At 49.8% G+C, this 18,958-nt stretch carries 16 protein-coding genes and 1 pseudogene; 5 read left to right on the forward strand and 12 right to left on the reverse strand.

What is annotated here, in order from left to right; genetic code table 11:
• Positions 1 to 132 precede the first annotated feature (132 nt).
• Together yunB and DESRU_RS12285 are read right to left on the reverse strand one after the other, a co-directional pair.
• Positions 133 to 807, reverse strand: a complete 675-nt coding sequence (gene yunB, locus DESRU_RS12280) for a sporulation protein YunB (protein ID WP_274376988.1) — start codon at positions 805 to 807, stop codon at positions 133 to 135.
• Between the two features lie 149 nt (positions 808 to 956).
• Positions 957 to 1,262, reverse strand: a pseudogene (locus tag DESRU_RS12285) (tyrosine--tRNA ligase); the annotation flags it as partial.
• A 202-nt stretch (positions 1,263 to 1,464) separates the two neighbouring features.
• Between DESRU_RS12285 and DESRU_RS12290 the strand changes: the two are divergent.
• On the forward strand, positions 1,465 to 3,816 hold the full coding sequence (locus tag DESRU_RS12290) for a transglycosylase domain-containing protein (protein WP_013842424.1): 2,352 nt from the start codon (positions 1,465 to 1,467) through the stop codon (positions 3,814 to 3,816).
• A 74-nt stretch (positions 3,817 to 3,890) separates the two neighbouring features.
• Here DESRU_RS12290 and DESRU_RS12295 read toward each other — a convergent pair whose 3' ends face one another.
• The 5 genes from DESRU_RS12295 to DESRU_RS12320 form a co-directional block, all read right to left on the reverse strand.
• Entirely contained in the window at positions 3,891 to 4,838 is a 948-nt protein-coding gene (locus tag DESRU_RS12295) for an EamA family transporter (RefSeq protein ID WP_013842425.1), read from the reverse strand.
• Between the two features lie 357 nt (positions 4,839 to 5,195).
• Complete coding sequence (locus tag DESRU_RS12305; RefSeq protein WP_013842426.1) at positions 5,196 to 6,053, reverse strand: ABC transporter permease; 858 nt, start codon at positions 6,051 to 6,053, stop codon at positions 5,196 to 5,198.
• The gene (locus DESRU_RS12310) at positions 6,047 to 7,006 is read right to left on the reverse strand and encodes an ABC transporter ATP-binding protein (protein ID WP_013842427.1); all 960 of its coding nucleotides are present in this window, start codon (positions 7,004 to 7,006) and stop codon (positions 6,047 to 6,049) included. The genes DESRU_RS12305 and DESRU_RS12310 overlap by 7 nt, the downstream gene beginning before the upstream one ends.
• 33 nt (positions 7,007 to 7,039) lie before the next feature.
• Entirely contained in the window at positions 7,040 to 8,164 is a 1,125-nt protein-coding gene (locus tag DESRU_RS12315; RefSeq protein WP_013842428.1) for a DUF4367 domain-containing protein, read from the reverse strand.
• Positions 8,165 to 8,183: 19 nt separating this feature from the next.
• Entirely contained in the window at positions 8,184 to 8,771 is a 588-nt protein-coding gene (locus tag DESRU_RS12320; protein WP_238446288.1) for a sigma-70 family RNA polymerase sigma factor, read from the reverse strand.
• Positions 8,772 to 8,956: 185 nt separating this feature from the next.
• On the opposite strand from DESRU_RS12320, the gene DESRU_RS20885 reads away from it, so the two are divergent.
• Both DESRU_RS20885 and DESRU_RS12325 read left to right on the forward strand, forming a co-directional pair.
• Complete coding sequence (locus DESRU_RS20885) at positions 8,957 to 9,097, forward strand: hypothetical protein (RefSeq protein WP_187290570.1); 141 nt, start codon at positions 8,957 to 8,959, stop codon at positions 9,095 to 9,097.
• Between the two features lie 352 nt (positions 9,098 to 9,449).
• Complete coding sequence (locus DESRU_RS12325; protein ID WP_013842430.1) at positions 9,450 to 10,619, forward strand: GGDEF domain-containing protein; 1,170 nt, start codon at positions 9,450 to 9,452, stop codon at positions 10,617 to 10,619.
• A 182-nt stretch (positions 10,620 to 10,801) separates the two neighbouring features.
• On the opposite strand, the gene DESRU_RS12330 is transcribed toward DESRU_RS12325, so the two are convergent.
• The 3 genes from DESRU_RS12330 to DESRU_RS12340 form a co-directional block, all read right to left on the reverse strand.
• Positions 10,802 to 11,806 carry a metallophosphoesterase gene (locus DESRU_RS12330; RefSeq protein WP_238446289.1) on the reverse strand — a complete coding sequence of 335 codons (1,005 nt, stop codon included), beginning with the start codon at positions 11,804 to 11,806 and terminating at the stop codon, positions 10,802 to 10,804.
• A gap of 203 nt (positions 11,807 to 12,009) precedes the next feature.
• Complete coding sequence (locus DESRU_RS12335) at positions 12,010 to 12,285, reverse strand: EscU/YscU/HrcU family type III secretion system export apparatus switch protein (protein ID WP_013842432.1); 276 nt, start codon at positions 12,283 to 12,285, stop codon at positions 12,010 to 12,012.
• Between the two features lie 89 nt (positions 12,286 to 12,374).
• Positions 12,375 to 14,123 (reverse strand): hypothetical protein, encoded by a 1,749-nt coding sequence (locus tag DESRU_RS12340; protein ID WP_143758782.1) that lies wholly within the window; start codon positions 14,121 to 14,123, stop codon positions 12,375 to 12,377.
• A 242-nt stretch (positions 14,124 to 14,365) separates the two neighbouring features.
• Here DESRU_RS12340 and DESRU_RS12345 point away from each other — a divergent pair, with 242 nt between their 5' ends.
• Both DESRU_RS12345 and DESRU_RS12350 read left to right on the forward strand, forming a co-directional pair.
• Entirely contained in the window at positions 14,366 to 14,821 is a 456-nt protein-coding gene (locus DESRU_RS12345; protein ID WP_081462076.1) for a superoxide dismutase family protein, read from the forward strand.
• 195 nt (positions 14,822 to 15,016) lie between these two features.
• A complete protein-coding gene (locus DESRU_RS12350; protein ID WP_013842435.1) occupies positions 15,017 to 15,430 on the forward strand; it encodes an EVE domain-containing protein in 414 nt (137 codons plus the stop codon).
• Here the strand turns inward: DESRU_RS12350 and cydC are convergent.
• Positions 15,403 to 17,145: a thiol reductant ABC exporter subunit CydC gene (gene cydC, locus DESRU_RS12355; RefSeq protein WP_013842436.1), complete on the reverse strand. Its 1,743-nt coding sequence runs from the start codon at positions 17,143 to 17,145 to the stop codon at positions 15,403 to 15,405. The genes DESRU_RS12350 and cydC overlap by 28 nt on opposite strands.
• Complete coding sequence (gene cydD, locus DESRU_RS12360; RefSeq protein WP_013842437.1) at positions 17,142 to 18,875, reverse strand: thiol reductant ABC exporter subunit CydD; 1,734 nt, start codon at positions 18,873 to 18,875, stop codon at positions 17,142 to 17,144. The genes cydC and cydD overlap by 4 nt, the downstream gene beginning before the upstream one ends.
• Between the last annotated feature and the right edge of the window lie 83 nt (positions 18,876 to 18,958).

Consider the following 18,958-nt stretch of genomic DNA (forward strand, 5'->3'; position numbering starts at 1 on the left):
TATTTCTATGTATTTTCTTTTGTTCAGCAATAAATCGTGGCTTTTTCACATTACCACTATTTTCCCTTTAATAACAAGGAAGTATGCAAAAAACCTGACTTCTGCCAGGTTTCATGATACCCATGGATGTTTTTATTGTCCCACAACACCCCCGGGCATAGAGATTAAAGCCGGCGGCACATCTCCGACAATAATGCTTTCAGCCAGAGGCACTTTGACGCTGACCTTAAAAACTTCCTTATGAAGGGGAACAGCAATCTGAAATTCGGAAGTCAGATCCATCCATATTAAATGTCGGGTCTGGTTTATCCCGGCTCCCTCAAATTTATCAATGATATCCACTCTTACAATGCCCACGGGAATTAACCGTACATTCAACTCGGGGCCCAGGGCAGCCAGCAACTGAAACCCGAGAAGTTGGCCCAGTGGAATATTAATACTTTGATTATCAATCTTCCTCAAGGCTTCCTGCACCTTCAGGGTCATATCGGTTGATAGTTGGTTTATTTTTACGGTATCCGCCTGAATCATCACAATCTTACCGGAACTGTCCTTGTGAATATGAATAAGGTCCTGGTAATGAACCGGCTGTTTTGCCATCCTGTCTCTGACGGTTTCATTTAATATTTCCGTGGCCAGATGAATGGCCTTTACCCGGGCAATGGTAAAGATACTGGGCTGGAGAACCCGATCGGTAAAAATAAAGAACCCTACCAATAATCCCACCACTACCAATGAAATCATGAGGACGACATATTTTTTTGACAGGCCTCTTGTTTTTCGGAACAAAAAAATTCCCCCCCACATCTTATATATATGAAGGGGTGCGTCAAAAAAGGTGTTAGCCTATATCAATAAGAACTAAATTTTAACGGATAACCTGGCAAAGCGACGTTTACCGGCCCGGATAACCGTTCCGTCCTCCGGTTTAAAGCGCAGATTGGGATCGCTTACGTCAGTACTTCTTCTTCGGTCAATTGCTTTCTGGTTTCGGATTTTCCGCCGGGATCGCCGATACGACCGGTGTAATCTCCTAATATAATGGTCGCCTGATGGCCCGGTTCCTGAAACTGACGGAGCTTTTGCAGCACCACCGTATGTCCCGGTTGGATATCCGGCGCGGTGGGATCAAGTCCTAATTTAATGTGCAGCGGCTTATGATTAGACACCGATTTTTTAAGCTTCTCCACCATCTCCTCTTCAGGTATGATCTCGGCGGCCCCTCCCTTGATAATTCCCAGTTGCTTTTCCACACTAACCATAACCCGGCTCCTTTCAAAACAACAGTTAAAAAGAGTCAGTTACACCGTACTCTTTAATGAGTCTTATTTTATAAAAAATCCTAACTAATATACCAAGGTTAACAGCATATGACAAGAAAGCAAAATAGGTACTCCCAATTCCTTCACCTGTGTTATAATTCTGTTATTGTGGCACGATTTTTCTAAAAGGAGGTTTAGACTTTTGGCTAGAAAAAAAAGCCGAAGGCTCAGAACCGGACGTTTGGCTTTTCTAATAGTGGCTTTCTTGGTTTTGGTGGGCGGTGTAGCTTCCCTGGGCTATTTTGCCTATGCCGTTGCGGACATGCCTGCCTGGAACCCTGAATCCCTTGAAACCTTACTGCCCACATCGATATATGATAAGGATGGAAATCTGGTTACCCGAATTGGTGCTGAAAACCGGGAACCCATTAAACTGCTTGAAGTCCCCAACGTGGTTCGGGATGCTTTCCTGGCCACCGAGGACGACCGTTTTTACGACCACCATGGTATTAACTTTCGCAGTTTCGGCCGGGCCTTATATCGAAACGTTCTGGCCGGTGAGATCCGTGAAGGGTTCAGTACCATTACCATGCAGTTGGTAAAACTATCTTATCTGTCGCCGGACCGCACACCCAAAAGAAAGATCCAGGAAGTGATCCTTACCTTACAAATGGAAAGGCACTTTACCAAAGACGAAATCTTTGAAATGTATTTAAATAAGATCTTTTTTGGACAGGGCGCCTATGGCATTCAGTCCGCTGCTCAAACCTATTTGGGCAAGGACCTTAAAACCGATGAATTGACTCTGGATGAGGCGGCTTTTTTAGCAGGTTTGCCTCAGGCGCCTTCTTCTTACTCCAGCTACCTGGATGAAACCCCGTCGGTCGGCGAGGATAACCAGGTTAACGAAGCGTATCAGAAGAAGTATGACATGGCCTTAAACCGCCGGAACACCGTACTCCTGCGCATGAAAGAAGCCGGGAAAATAACGGAAGAGCAGCGTCAGGAAGCCGCTGCCAAACCACTGCCCACAGCGGATAAAATGCAATCGGTCAGCTACCCTTATCCTTATTTTGTGGATTATGTAACCGAAAAGCTGGTTGAAAAATACGGCGCCGATATGGTTTATAAGGGCGGTTTAAAGGTTTACACCACCCTGGACCCCAAAATTCAAAAAATTGCCGAAAACGCCATGGCCAACAAGAATAACTTTCCCAGTTCCCCGGTGGATGCCAACGGTTTACCTCAGCCCCAGGGCGCAGCGGTGTTTATGGAACCGGGAACCGGGTATTTAAGAGCCATTGTTGGCGGCCGGGAACACAAACAGCAGCGTCAGCTAAACCGGGCCACCCAATATCAGACTCTGGCGGATGGAAGAAAAATTGGACGCCAGCCGGGTTCATCCATTAAGCCCATTATCGCTTACGGACCGGCCATTGAATACAAAGGAATGGGGCCTGCTTCCATTATTGACGATATTCCGCAAAGCTTCGGCAGCTATAGTCCCAGAAACGCGGACGGTTCCTTCCGGGGTCTGATCCCCATGAGAACGGCATTGATCCATTCGGTCAACATTGTGGCCATTAAACTTCTGAATCAAGTAGGGTTGAATCAGGCCGTTAAATTTGCCAGCGGACTTGGCATTACCACTCTGGACGCCAATAAAGACGGTTTGGCCATGGCCCTGGGGGGTGTCAGTACCGGCGTTATTCCTTTGGACATGGCCGGTGCCTATGGCGCCTTCGCCAACCGGGGAATTTATGTGCAGCCCCACGCCATTACCAAAGTGGAGACTTCCGACGGTACGGTGCTAGATGAGTTTAAACCCGAACAGCATCAGGCCATGAAAGCCACCACCGCTTATTTAGTTACCGATATGCTGAAGTCTGCGGTCCAGTCGGGTACCGGCAGCAGGGCCAATATCGGTCGTCCGGTGGCCGGTAAAACCGGGACCACCGACGAGGGTAAAGACATCTGGTTTGTGGGCTATACCTACAACCTGGTGGGGGCTGTTTGGATTGGTCACGATTCACCGAAAAAAATGCCCCAGTCCTACGGCGGTATGTACCCGGCCATGATTTTCAAAGAAGTCATGAGCAAGGCCCTGGCCGGAACACCCGCCAAAGATTTCCCCCGGCCTTCGGGTATTACCAGCGCCACGGTGGACAGCAAATCCGGTCTGCTGCCCGGGCCCAACACACCGGCGGATCATATGATTAGCGACCTGTTTGTTACAGGCACCGTACCCACCGAGGTGGATAATCTGCATCAAGTGATGGAGGTTTGCGCCACCACCGGTGAACTTCCCAACGAATACTGCCCTGACCGGATTACCAAGGTTCTGTTAAAGCTGCCCTACTCGGTTCCCTCCAATGTGGCGGATTTCGCCTTAAGAGCGCCGACCCAAACCTGCACCCTGCACACCGTTGATGGAATTGACCCGTCAGCTGCGGAAAAATACGTACTTCCGGAACAGCCCGACTCCGGCAAGGAAAATGGCGGGGAAAAACCAAACCAGCCCAACAATGGAAACAGCTGGTTGCCGGGAACCTAAACCAATCAAAAATAGCTAAATAAGATTAAAACACCCCGGCGCCCATGGCTGCCGGGGTGTTTGCATTAAAGGGATTATTCCTGGGTGGCATGCTTTTTATTGACCTGGCTTTGATGTTTAAAGGTTCCGGCCACTCCCAGTAAAACAAGAACCGTTCCCCCCAGGGTCCATACGCTCAGCGGCTCATGCAGGATCAGCCAGCCTAAAAATACCGCCACTACCGGGTTTACATAAGCATAAGTCACCACCAGGCTGGTTGGCAGCATTTTAAGAGCCATAATAAAGGAAGTAAAAGCAAAGAGTGAGCCAAACACTACCAAGTAGCCCCAGGCCCACCAGGCTTCCGGCGTGGGATTGGGCCAAGGCTCTCCCAAAAGCAGGGCAGCCAGAATAAACCCAATGGCTCCAAAGAGCTGTTGGTAACCTGAGCTGACGATGGGACTTAAGGCCACCGGATTTCTGCGCTGTACAACCATGCCGATGCCCCAGAAAAGAGGAGCCAGCAATAGGGCAAAAATACTGTGCAGATTGGCCTCCCCTCCGGTACGAAAGGTGGGGAAGGAAAGTACGCCAATCCCCAGGAACCCCATGAGCAGTGATCCTATCAGCAGCTTGGAGGGGATTTTACGGTCCAAAATTCCTTCAATAATGGCTACCCACAGGGGCACGGAAGCCACCAGCAGGGCCGCATAGCCTGAATCCGCCTGCTGCTCTCCCCACATGACCAACCCATTGCCCCCAACCCACAGGAAAAAACCCGATAAAGCATGAACCCAAAGTCCCTTTGGGGAAATCTTTAAGGATTGACGGGTAATGAACGCCACCAGAAAAAGAATCGCCGTAGCAGCCAACAAGCGGGAGCCTCCCATACTGAAGGGAGGAAAACCCGACCCCTCCCGGACTCCCACCCGGATGGCCAGATAGGTACTGCCCCAGACAATATAAACAACAAATAAATGAAAAAGACCCACCCATAGGGAGGAATTCGGGGCCGCTATGGACCTTGGAGCTGTGCTTGCCATACAAAAGGACTCCCTTACATTTTTTTAACTACTTTAATAACTAATAAAAATAATTCTAACTCTGTTTTTAGCAGGTGACAACATGCAATTTTGAAATATTTTCAATTATGACCACCCTCTAAGCGGGTGGTTTGCTCTAGCCCTATAAGGCATGGCAGCGGGCTGAGCTTCAAGTCTCACTGAAAGGTCCGTCCAGCCGCACCTAGCTTAAGCTTTTTGGGTCCATCTGCGTAGGGTGATTTTCTCTTTTTACAATAGGAAAAATCCTTACGGTTTAGGGTAAGGATCTTTCCTTCTAGAAATGCATCTTGATTTCTAAAAACCCGCTCTAATTCGGGTTGGAGCCTGCGCATTAAATTACAAATCTTTTCTCTCAAAGGAATAAACCGCCAAACAAACACAGGCTGCAATATAAAGGCAAGTATATACCAACATGGCGTTACTGGGAGGCACATTGACGCCAAAGGGTCCTAAGGATAAGGAGGACAGAGGATTGGCCTCATTGCCGGTTACAAAGGTTAACATCTTCCTGAATAAAGCATCGCTGGGCATTACCAGGCTGGTGGCGATGCCGATATTGATCAGAGAAGCATTGGCAATGGCCGAACCTACCTGTTCTAAAAACCCTCCGATCATTCCTAACCCGTACAGGATCACCGAAATAATTCCCGCGGCGAGCGTTCTCAACAGGGTGCTGAAAACCAACGCCACTCCCAGCAGCACCAGGGGTTGGAGAATGAAGACCAACGCGCCGGAAATAAGCCCCCCGGCTGTCAGCAGGGACAATACAGCGGGGCTGTAATATTGATTCAGTACCAGCACCGCGGTATAGAGAACCAAGGCGTAAACGGCAAGCATGGAACCATAGCCCAAAAACTTACCTAAAACAATTTCCCTCCTGGGAATGGGTTTAGAGACAACCGCATGCAGCAAACCGTTTTCAAGCTCCGAGGCGATGGCTCCCACACTGCCCATGATGGCCAGTAAAGCCAACAGAAAGGAAGAAAAATAGAGCCCCGCCCCTAACAGTTGGCTTCCAATGATCTGCTGCAAAATTAACTGGGAGCCCCTCATGGACTGGGTTCTCAGTTCCTCAGATACAAAATCAAGGGCCACACCGTACAACAGGATAAATAAAACGGAAAGCAATAAGGTGACCAGGAAAATCCTTTTGCGAAAAACCTCCATAAAAGTCAGCCGGGCAATACTTAACACAAGGGAGAACCTCCTTCCGACCTACCCTCATGGGCGATATATTCCAGGAACAAGTTCTCCAATGAATCCCAGACAGGATGAACTTCATAGAGCTGCACTTCCGCTTCCACTAAACCTTTTATCAGTTGTGGCGTATCCTGGCTATCCTTACAGCTAAACAGGTATTCACGACCTGTTCCGGAAGTTCCCGCGGACCCGCAGGAGAGTAGCGGGTAGCCCTGGGAGACCAATCTTTCCAGGATATCCGATTGGATTTCAGCTTTGGCCACCACCTTGATTTTAAAGTTGTGGGCGGCAATTTCCCGCCAGTTGCCCTGAAAAATCAGGCGGCCCTCTTTAATGATGGCAATTTCATCACAAACCGTTTCCAGTTCGCTTAGCAGATGACTGTTTAAAAAAATGGTTTTCCCCTCTTTTTTTAGAGAAACAATTAAATCCCGCACCAGTTTTCGGCCAATGGGGTCCAGGGCCGAGGTGGGTTCATCCAAAAACAGCAAATCAGGATTGGGCAGCAAGGCACAGCCCAATCCAATTCTCTGCTGCATGCCTTTGCTGTAATTGCCGATCTGTTTATTCCCCTGTTCCGCCAGTCCGATCTCTTCTAGAATTTTGGGGATCCTTTGGGCCGCCTCCTGGGAGGAAAGTTTAAATAAAGACGCATGAAACCGGAGCAAATCTTCTCCGGTTAACCAGTCGTGGTAACGAAAATTTTCAGGAAGAAAACCAACTTTCTTGCGCACGGAAATATCCTTGAGCGGCTTATCCAGTATTTTCGCCTCACCGGAACTGGGATGCAATAGTCCCACCAGCATTTTTACCAGAGTGCTTTTTCCCGCCCCGTTGGGTCCCAATAAACCAAAAACAGACCCGCGGGGAACTGACAGGGATATTTCCCTGCAGCCCCCACGGCCTTCATAAGTCTTTGTCAGTTTGTGGGTTTCAATGGCCAGCATACGATCGCTCCATTTTAAAATTATTGATTCAAATTAGTAGAGGGATTGGGCAACCTTCACGGCGTTCTCGGAATCCAGGAACCCGTTTAATTGATAGATCACGCCGTTGTCCACCCACATCAGGTAGCCAAAGCCCTGGTTATTTTGAGCATAAATGGCGTCCTGTCCATTGACCGTCATTTTTTCCATTCCGTCCTGGCCGGCATCAGGAACAATCATGGTGTTCTGCCAGTCGTCAATGCTGGCCAACTGATTCCGTAAATCATCCGGCAGGATGGGTAAATCCAGCAGAGCGGCTCTCAAATCCTCCGGATCAACGCCCGAGGGTACCACCACTTCTGGAGTGGCAAACTGGTTCAGGGTGAAGCCCCTTTGTCCGTCGTTTTGCAGATACTGCAATTGTACTCCCGCCGGAACATGAATGCTAAAGGCTTTTCCCTGCAGGCTTTCCGGCAGCAGGGTAGCGGAACCCAGAGCCTTCAGCAAAGCGTTGGCCTGGTCCACTTCCAGCCGGAACTCGGCTTTACCGTCCTGCTGAACCTTTGCCTTCTCAGACAGGGAATAGCCCTCGGGAATAAAGGACGGTTGTTTTACCTTAAAAGATAATTGATTTTGGATATCCGCCGGAGCCATCTCCACCTGTTCCGGCTTTTTAATAACTTCCACTTTGCCAAATTGTTTCAGATCAATTTCCCCGGCTTTGGTTTCAATGGCCCGGGCCATTTGCTGCATTTCATCGGGACTTACTTTTATCATTTGCATCTTCTGTACTCTGAAAACCGAAAGAAAATCGGCCACCGCTTCCTGTACCGGTGCAAAGGTCAGCGAGCCGGCCAACACCAGCAGCGAAGCCGCCACCATGGCCCATTTCTTAAATTTCCTTGTCATGCTTTGACCTCCATTATCCACTTTTTTCATGCCTTCTACATGAGATAGTTGAAACCTTTTATGCTCATCCTGCTTGGGCATCATTTCATCCAGAGCGGAACCATATTTCATTAAATGCTGACCGGTCCAATCCTCCAACTGGGAGAGTTCCGCCAGAGTTTTTGCGCACCGGGGGCATTTTTGAGCATGCTCCAGGAATTGCCCTCGCTCTTGTTCGGGGATTTCCCCATCAAGATACGCCTGCCAGGTACCTGTATCCGGACAATTCATTCCTTGCCACCTCCTCAGTTTATTCCTGGGATTGATATTCTCGCTTGAACCGCTCTCTGGCCCGGGCCAAAAGGGTTCCTACAGAACCTTTATTAATATCCACCGCCTCAGCAATCTCACCATAACTGTAGCCGGAAAATTTCAGCAGCAGCAGCATACGATCCCGGGGTTGCAGACGTTCTAAGGCCCTGTGAACCAACTGAAAAATTTCCCGGTCCAGGACGGACGTCTCGGCGGAAGGGGCCGCAGTTGCAAAGGAATCCGCATAAAACTGCCGGAAGGTCTTTTCTTCCCGGCGGCGGCGACTGCCCTCACTGCGCAGATAATCATAGCAGATATTGTTGGTCACCTTTACCAGCCACCCGGAAGGATTTTGGATGCTTGACAAACCTGTATGGTGCAGTCTGGCAAAAGCCTCCTGGGCCGCATCTTCGGCTGCCACCGGATCTCCCAATAAAAAGGCGGCCTGACGTACCAACCGGGGATACATCTCCACATATAGTTTTTGAAAAAAATGCTCCATATGTTCACCATAAGTGGTCCCGGTTTGGACCGGTACCGCCGATAAATTTACGCTAATAGTACCACCCCTTCCCCTGTTGCGCAACAGGAACCCACATTGGATGTTTCATAAGATAGACGGGGCAGGGGATAAAATAATGACACATCTTAAAAAAATTCTGCTGTCAAAATTTATGAGTCACAAGGCTTTCCTCGCCCTTGCTCTTGTATAGGAGCCTGTTCGGACTGAGAAAACTAGAGTTGGTTCCCCTATAATAAGGAAGGGAGGTCATGAACATCAGCAGCAAACTGAAATCCAGGGATGCCGGAAAGCAGAAGGCCGAGCCGAAGTTGAGCAAAGATAGGAAATCAAACAAGCCGGCACAGGTTAACAGCCCCGGTACAACCTATTTTGCAGGAAATCCGGAATAAGCGTGGTAAAAACAGAATCCATATAAAAATCGGGGCTGGACCCTCCCTTGAGTCCAGCCTTTTTTTGTCTAAAAAAGTGCCATCTGCTATGCAGACGTTTGCAAAGCCTTTGCCAGAGCCTCCTATTCGCTTTCCCACCTTGACCACGGGCAACCGCGCGCTGTTCTATATGGATCACGCTTCACCATTGATTCCAGATTCATAGATCATAAAATTCCACCGATATCTTTTTGCACTGTATATTTTCGATGTATAATTGAAATCAGATTGCAGCAACAAAATATTACCATATATTATAAAAAACAGTCTATTGAAGAAGAATTGACTCATTGCAGAACTGAGAGGGATATGGATGGATTTTTTTAATATTAACATGGGAACGATGTTAATTGTTATCATTTTAGGCCATCTTCTTACAGGCGTACTGATCATTGCCTATACGGCGCAACACAAAAGAACAAAAACGGTCAATACGTTTTTACTTTCTAAATTGCTTCAGGCCCTCGCGTGGTTCATGATTGGGCTTAGGAACCCAATACCTAACATGGTTTTGATCGCTGTGGGCAATTCCATATTGTTTATTGGCGCGGCTTTGGAGCTGATCGCTTTTCTGATTCTGAAAAATAGCTATACCAAAAGGATCAAAAGGGCTTATATCTCCTTGCTTATTGGATGTATCATTGTCTTTGTCTCAGCCATAGCCTATGGCTTTCCGGAGAACGTCAGAATTACCTTAGGTTCTTCCATCACAATAATATTGATGGTGTTTCCGGTATATAAGCTTTTTGCAGACAAAAAATCCTCCATACTACAAAAAATAATTGCTTCTTTTTATAGCGTTACAATCCTTTTTTCAATTTTCAGGGCTTATACGGCTTTAACCACAGACCTTGACATGAATTTGGCTTCAACAAACATTTTTAACACCGGACTGTTTTTGTTGCTCTATATCGCAATGCTCGCGGGAAGCACAGGCTTTATTCTCTTGGATAAGGAAAAGCTGGATGCGGATCTGCTTAAAGCTGCGTCCTTTGATGGTTTAACCAATACTTTAAACCGAAAAACCTTTATATTGCGTTCAAAAGAGCTTATTTCCCTGTTTGCAAGAAAGCAGGAACAAATCTCATACTTGCTTATCGACATTGATGATTTTAAAAAAATCAATGATACCCATGGCCATTATGCGGGCGATATCGTACTGCAAGATTTTGCCGATACCCTCAGGAAACAGTTGAGAAATTACGACTTGATCGGCAGATATGGCGGAGAGGAATTTGCCGTATTGCTTCCGGGAACAGGCAAGAAAGAAGCCGGTGACATTGCGGAACGGTTAAGGGCGGCGGTAGAGGATTCGTCCATCCAGACCGATACTGAAATAAAGTATACGGTAAGCATCGGCGTCTGTACCATCATCCCCGACAAAGAAACCAGCATTGATATGCTCTATAAACTCAGTGATAAGGCCCTTTATACCGCAAAAAAACAAGGCAAGAATTGCTGTAGAAACGCAATAAAGGCATGATATTGAACGGCTATACGCATTTAAACTGTTTTAATTTTAGCCATAGAACAATATATCAAAAACAGCTATAAGAGGAAATGGCATCAATTCCCATGAGCTTAGAGGAGTATATCCATCCGTTTACGGGTAAGTGAATCCCTAAGCGAGTGGTTATGATTGTCTTTGTAAATTGCCGGATATTTTCATTTTGAAAAGTTAAGTTGAATATCCACAATCTCCGACTGTGTGCCAATCCGTACCGGGGGACCCCAGGTACCGTAACCCGATGAAACGATCACCTGTAAGGAATCCTTGGCCAGATAACCGTAATCCACTTCGAAAATCCTCCGGGTGATGAGCTGATTGGGGAAAAATTGTCCCCTGTGAGTATGTCCGGAAAGCTGTAAATCAACCCCGCTGTCCTTTGCTTCATCCAATAAAACCGGTTGATGATCCAGCAAGATAACGGGTTTTTCCCGGTTTACTTCTTTCATTAATTCCTTTAAACTCTTCCGTTTTCTCGAAGCATCCTCTCTGCCAACAATATAAAGTCCCTCGGCTTCAACCACTTCATCTCTCAAAATGCGGATGTCGGCTTCTTTAAAAATAGCCAGGCATTTATCCAGGTTTCCCGTATAATACTCATGGTTGCCCAAAACACCGTATACACCATAGGGGGCTTTGATTTTTTTCAGGGTTTCTTTTTCTCGCAGCAGCACATTAATATCCCGGTCATCAAAAATATCTCCGGTCAGAAGCACCATATCCGGGTTTAAGGCGTTGATTTCCCGGACCATTTTTGCTACATAACCTTTCTCTTTTTCACGATCAATATGAATATCCGCAAGCATGACCACATGGAGATCCTTGCCCGCCTTGGGAATGGCAATATCATAATGCTGTACTTGAATGTCTCTGGCATGAAGCACACCGTAAACAATCAGCAGGATAATCAAAACATAAGAGCCGATGATAAAAGGTTTATTCTTAACCACCAAACCCAGGGCCGCAACAAAGGCGGCGTAATAAAAAAAGACCATCCAGTAGTTTCCCATCGCCCCCAAACCCTTGACTCCAAAGCGGCTGATGATAGGGGAACAGGCAATAATGGCAAAAATGCTCCAAAAAATAAATTTATTGATCTTCACTAAATCAAGAATCTGCCTGCCAATTTGCCAATTGAGAAGCGTGTATAACAGAATAATCATGATAAACCAAAAGAATCGCATATGGGCTCCTTAGGTCATTCTTAAAAAATTCATTAAGAAAAGTCTAACCCTGTTTTTAGGGTTTTATAATGAAAGACGTGGCCGTGCATTAAATAATAACACTTTGTTCTAAAAAAAGCAGCAAAAAAGCTTGGCCTCGGCCAAGCTTTGCGCAGCGGCGGAAGCTGCTGTTGTCCCGCCGCTTATTTTCTGGACTGTTTGTCCAGAGAATAGACAAAGACCAGCACCTCAGCCACGATATTGTACAATTCCGGGGGTATCTCGGCTCCCAGATCAAGGTGCGCAAGCATTTCCACCAGGACAGGATCTTTGTAAACCGGTACCGCTTTCTCCTGGGCAATTTGCAGCATCTTTTCAGCCAGATAGCCTTTTCCCGCTGCCACCACCCTGGGGGCAGTGTCTATTTCCTGGTCATATTGAAGGGCCACTGCTTTTCTGACTTTTTCTTCCTGTCCCATGGCTGCCCTCCTCAATTTCTTTCTTATAAAACTGCCGGAAGGTCTTTTCTTCCCGACGGCGGCGGCTGCCCTCACTGCGCAGACAATCATTAAATACTCACATCTAGAATACGCAGTTTCCCATCCGAATTGTCTCTATTGAGCCCTTTGGGTCGCAAATCCTCCCCCAAGGAACCTACCTTCCAAAAGCAAGGGTGCAGATGATAACCCATTTCATCAAAAGCATCCTGCAGTTTGGGCCAGGAATCTTTCAATAACCCGGCCACCCGGTCTTCCGTAACCTTTCCGCCGGCCATCACCTCTTTGTCCCTTACCTTGAGTTCCAGCAGCAAAGGGCCTAAACCAACGGTATTCAGCATCAGGGCCAGGCTAAAATGAGCCGGATCAATGGCTTTTTTCTTGCCGCCCTCTTTTATAATTTTTAACTGACCCCAGGTTTCCCCTTCGCCGTCCCGGGCAAAGGGTAAATTAAAATAAAGATAATCCTGCGGATCGTCTACCTTATTCAATGCCTGAAAGATCTGCTGGCCCGCCATCTGCCGTTCAATTACCGTTCCTTCCTGCAGCAAACGCTGGCCCTGTACCGAGCTGCCCGCTTCCTTCACCGCCTCCCTGACTTCCAGCAGCAGCCGGCCGAAAACCTGCAGCAGCCGGCCAAATTCCCTGGGTTTAACCTGACCCTGCAGTTCAACTTCCTTGGAGTTTGCCGGGGCCGCTGAATTCTCGCTGTTTTGCTCCGGTGTCTTATGTATGGGAGCCGGTGCCTCACCGGGCGTACTCTTTAAAGCGGACTCCCGAATTTTACCGAGGGGCAGTCCCCCCTCGGCAGTTCCCCGATTTTCGAGCGGTTTCTGAGCCTCCGCTCCCGGCCGTAGCAACGGGGTGGCAGCGAAGCTTTCCCCCTCACCCTTTTGGGAAACCTGGGCCGCCACAACTTTTACCTGGGGCAGCACGCTTTCCTGGGGGGGTTCTTCCGGCCCTGCAGCGGAAGGCGGCACGGCGGAACCCGCCCCTCCTTGGGGCAGTTGGGCGTTGATTAAAGCCCGGAGCTGTTCCGCCACTTTCAGCACTCCCTTTTGGGGATCCAGGGTTAGGTTCTGCAGGGCTTCCTGCAACTGCAGGAACAAATTGTTCCCGCTCTTGGAAAGAACCACAGGCGAATTTTCCTGAGAGCGGTCCCCGGAAAGCATACCGGAGGACGGCGGTTGCGGGGCTCCGGTTTCATCCCCTAAAAACCCCGTCAGTTTATGCATAAACAAAGCCAGTTGTTGTACTTCGCCGCCCTGTTTGGAATCCTTCATGCCGGATAAAAAAGAGTGAACGGCGTCAAGCACCCGGGGTTCCGGCAAAATCCCCATCTTTAGGCCTAATAAAGCCTTTTCAATATTCTCCGGATTATTTCCCCCCAGCCGCTGCACCAGGCGTTCCGCCAGTTGCAATAATTCAGGCCTTAAAGGAAGCTCCTGCTTTAGAAAGCCCTGAATGAGATTGCGGTTCAGGGGTGTATCTTTAATACAAAGCTGATCCAGCAGATTTTTCAGTAATTCTTCCTGCCCCGGTCCATGGGAGGTCATTAATTTTACCAGGTACTGCCCTTCCTGCCGGCCCTGCACTTCCATGGCCACCTTGCCGCCCACCGGCAGTGCATAAGGCGATTGGACTATAATGTCTCTTCCCTCCACCCGGACCGCATAGGTGTTATTCGACAGACGGCCCATAACCGTCCCTTGATAGACATCGCCCTTTTGCCAGCCTAAATCCCGGCTCTCCACCTTGGCTACCCCGGAAGCGGCGGCCGCAGCAGCACCGGGATTCACTCCGGATACCGTCATTGCCATATTCATCCCGCCCATTTCAAAATTCCTGTATCCATAAAATCGGAGGAAAATAAATAAAGTTTACTTTCCCTGGTAAACATGCACCAAGATTTTTTAAGATAAATAAATATCCTTGGAAAGGTTAGCCATTTATCCGACTGCTTCATAAACTATAAAAAATAAATTATCAAAAGGAAGGGATAAAATTGAATAAAGGATATTGCGATAAAAATAAAGGTACCATAGAAGAAACCACTAGAGATATGGCTTGCGCGCAAATCCTAGGCGGACCCCTGGCGCCCCGGTTGACCGGTTTAGTTTATTTTACCGCTGTACCTGGAGGCACCTGGGTGGCAGTGGAAGTATGCGGACTGCCGCCTTACCAACCGGCTCAAAATTGTGGTCAGCCTATTGGCCCCCATGGTTTTCATATTCATGAAAACTGCAACTGCGAAGTTGGCGATGTGAATGACCCCTTCATGGGCGCCGGCGAGCATTGGAACCCTACCAACCAGCCCCATGGCAATCATGTGGGGGATTTTCCGGTATTGTTCTCAAACAACGGCTATGCCCGCATGGCCTTCTTTACCAATAAATTTAAACCCTGTCAGGTAGTAGGCCGGTCGATCATTATCCATCAAAACCCGGATGATTACAGAACCCAGCCCTCGGGCAATTCCGGAAAGCGTCTGGCTTGTGGGATTATCGTAAATTGCTGATGGCGTCCTTTTTAGCCTTCAGGCCTTGCCGTAGAAGAAAATCTTTAGCGGCAGGGCCTAAAATTTAATATGTACGGATTCAGGGGTAAGGTGATCCCCGCTGTGGTAAAATAAAAAATACCTGGAATGATTCCTTTATTATATCAGACAAGCATTAGAACCTTGTTTTTATTTTATGAAAAAAGGTGTTCATCCATGGCCTATTGGCTGGCCAAAACAGAACCGGAGGCCTTCAGCTACCAGGATTTAGAACGCTTGGGCCGGGATCGCTGGGACGGAGTAAAGAATTTTGTCGCTCTCCGGCACATCGGCAAGATGCAGCCGGGGGACCGGATGTTTATTTACCATAGCGGTAAGACAAAAGCCATTGTGGGAGTGGCCCGAGTGGTTTCCCTTGCCTATCCGGACCCGGCGGAACAGGATCCACGGCTGGTGGTGGTTGATGTTGAACCCCTTTATCCTCTAATACGACCGGTGACCTTAAAAGAAATTAAGCAAAACCCCGCTTTTCAGGAATGGGAACTGGTAAAACAATCCCGCCTGTCGGTGATGCCGGTTTCCGAACCGCACTGGCGCTTGATTCATGAACTGGCCGGTAATGCATCCTGAGAGATCTGCCACAGTTGACGGTAAAGACCCTCCTGCTTTAACAGCATTTCTTCTTTTCCCTGCTGCACCACCCTGCCCCGGTCCAAAACCAGGATTTGGTCCATTCTTTCCAGTCCCCGCAGGTTATGGGTAATGATCAGTGTGGTCCGTCCTTCCATTAATTCATCAATCTCCCCCATCAGCGCTTGTCCGGTCAGCGGGTCCAGACCGGAGGCAGCCTCATCCAAAATCAGAATGGGGGCGTTTTTCAAAAGAACCCGGGCAATGGCCAGGCGCTGTCGCTGGCCGCCGGATAGTTTAAACCCGCCTTCCCCCACGTAGGTATCATAGCCCTGGGGAAGGCTTTGGATAAAGGAATGAATCCTGGCCCGCCGGGCCGCTTGCCTTAATTCCTCCTCGCTGGCCTCGGGTTTGGCCAGCAGAAGATTTTCCCGGATGGTGGCATTAAATAAATGGGTGCGCTGGCTGACTACCCCCACCAGGGACCTTAAATGCTCCTGGGTGTAGTCGTTGAGCATCCGGCCTCCCAGGCAGATGGAACCTTCCTGATAATCCCAGAAACGCAGCAGTAGATGAACCAGAGTACTTTTCCCCGCTCCGCTGGGGCCCACCAGGGCGGCACGCCCTCCTTCCGGCAGCCGCAGGTCCAGTCCGTCCAACACCCAGGGCCCCAGGCCGTTATACCGAAAGCGCAGTCCCTTCACCTGCAAATCATAGTTCTGCGGTTTCTCCCCGGAGGTAGGAGCTGAATCCAGTACCGCCGGTTTAGCTTCAATAATATGAAATAATCTCCGGGCCGCCGCCAGGCTTTCGTCCAAATAATGCAGGCTGACAGCCAAGGGCAGTATGGCCTCAAAACTGCTGAGTACGGCCAGGGCCAGCATGGCTAAATCAATGCCCTTAAGTTTGCCGGCGGCAACCAGGGGAATGGTCAACACCAGCACCGACCACATGGCCAGATTCATCAGCAGGCCCGTCAAAGCCGATGAAAGGCCGCTGATGCCGGCCACCCGCCGCTGCAGTGCCAAAAGCTCCTGGCTTAAACCGCCCGCCTGGCCGCACAGGGTTTTAACCTGTCCAAAGGCGATGATTTCCGTCATTCCCTGAATGCCGTCCACCAGATGGGCATTAAGCCGGGACTTTACCTCCACCAACCGGCGTCCCGCATTCCGGCCCGCCCCTTTCACCAGCAAGGGCACCCCTATCCCGGCGCCAAGGAAAAAGAGCATAAAAAGGATTCCCAGCTTCACTTCATAACGGACTAAAAAAAACACCATCAACAGCAGCACCAACAGGGCCACCAGGGGCGGAGCCAGCACCCTTAGATAGAAATTTTTTAGGGTTTCCACATCGGCCACAATGCGGCTTAACAGATCCCCGCTGCGATAGTTCAGCAGCCGGGCCGGCGCCAAGGGCTCCAGCCCGGCAAAAAACCAAACCCGGATTTGTCCCAAAACCCGGAAGGTGGCGTCATGGGATACATAACGCTCCAAATACCGCAGGACCGCCCGGCAAATTCCGAAAAAGCGCACCCCTACGATAGCGGTCATTAAATCCAAAACCGGAGGATGCAGGGCCGCACTGGCAATAAGATAGGCCGAGAGGCCCATGAGGCCGATGTTGCTGGCCACCGTGAGAAAACCCAGCATTACTGCCAGCAGCATGGAGGGCCAATAGGGTAAAATGAGGCCTGACAACCGGAGAAAAGTCCTCATGAGGCCACCCCCTGAAAAGTTTTAACCAGCCGGTAATACAGCCCCCGGGCCTTCATTAGTTCCTCATGCCCCCCGCTTTCCACCAGACACCCTTGATCCAGCACCAAGATACGGGAAGCCCGGCGGACGGTGCTTAGGCGGTGGGCGATTAGCAGGGTGGCGCGGCCTTGCATCAAGCGATCCAAGGCCTGGCGGATTACCTGTTCACCCGCAGGATCCAGACCCGCCGTGGGTTCGTCCAGAATCAGCAAGGGAGCATTTTTTAAAAAGGCCCGGGCAATGGCCAGGCGCTGGACCTGACCCCCGCTAAGCCGGGCGCCCTGTTCCCCCACCGGGGTTTGATAACCCTGGGGCAGCTCCCTAATAAATTCATGGGCTCCGGATAATCGGGCGGCCTCCTCCACCTCATCCGGGGAAGCGCCGGGCCGCCCCAGTAAAATGTTGTCGGCCACCGTTCCGAAAAACAGGTGGGGATTCTGGGGGACCAGCGCCACCTGCTGCCGCCATTCCGAGGCCGGAATTTGATTCAGGGGAATTCCGTTCACTTGAATCACCCCTTGTTCGGGCTGCACAAAACCCAGGAGCAGATGAGTCACCGTGCTTTTTCCCGCGCCGCTGGGCCCCACCAGGGCTACCTGCTCCCCCGGCCCCAGTTCAAAGGACACCCCCTGCAGAGCCGGTTTTTCCGCTTCGGGATAAAGATACCGAACATCCCTGAAAGAAACCCTTACCTCCGTTCCCGGCAGAGAGGTTCCTTCTTCTTTCTCCGGGCCAGAAGAAACCGGCGTTTCCAGCACCTCAAAAATGCGGTTGGCCGCGCTGACGCCGTTCATTCCGGCGTGAAACTGACTTCCCAGCATTCTCAAAGGCAGATAAAACTCAGGGGCCAAAAGCAGCAGAAAAAAAGCCTGTTCAAAGGGAATGCGGTCATAAACCAGGCGCAGTCCCAGGGCAACCGCCACCAGGGCCGTGCTGATGGTGGCCATAAACTCAAGCATCAGGGCGGATAAAAAAGCAATCCGCAGTACTCCCAGGGTGGTTTCTCGAAAACGGTTGCTGATGCGGGCCATCACCTCCACCTGGGCCTTGCTTCGGCCAAACAGCTTCAGGGTGGTCAGCCCCTGGAGCACATCCAGGAAATGAGCGCTGAGTCGGCTTAGGGTTTCCCACTGGCGTTGGGTCAGATTTTCCGACCATTTTCCGATCAAGATCATGAACAGAGGAATCAATGGCGCTGTAAAGAGAAGAATAAGAGCGGTTGTGCTGTCCAGGGGAAAAACAAAGGCCAGGATCAACACAGGAATGAGGGCCGCCAGAAACAGCTGGGGAAGATAGCGGGCAAAATAATCCTCCAGGGCGTCTACCCCTTCCACCAAAAGATTGACCAGTTCTCCCGTGCGTTCCCCCCGGGCGTGCAGCGGCCCCAGGTCCAGCAGGCGATGCAAAAGCTCCCGGCGGAGTTTTTCTTTTATTTCTGCCGCCGCCCGGTGCGCCGTTATTTCATTGACCCAGGAGAGCACCGCCCGTAAAAGGATCAATCCCAGCAAGACCAGCAGCCAGGGCCGGACCTGCGCCAAATTTTGCCCCTCCAGAAAAACCCCGTTGACTACCCGGGCCAGATAAAGGGCCTGGAACACCGCCACCAATCCCACCACCGCTCCCAGTACGGCGGTTAATAATAAAAAACGGCGAACAGTCCGGGCCTCGCGCCAAAGCCGCCTGTCAATCATTCCTGCCACCCCTTAAAATTTCTAACGGGGCAGGGTTCTTTTCCCTGCCCCGCCTTTTTCTTAAACCGTTCTATACGGGATCA

It is taken from the genome of Desulforamulus ruminis DSM 2154 (assembly GCF_000215085.1).
Lineage (GTDB): Bacteria > Bacillota > Desulfotomaculia > Desulfotomaculales > Desulfotomaculaceae > Desulfotomaculum > Desulfotomaculum ruminis.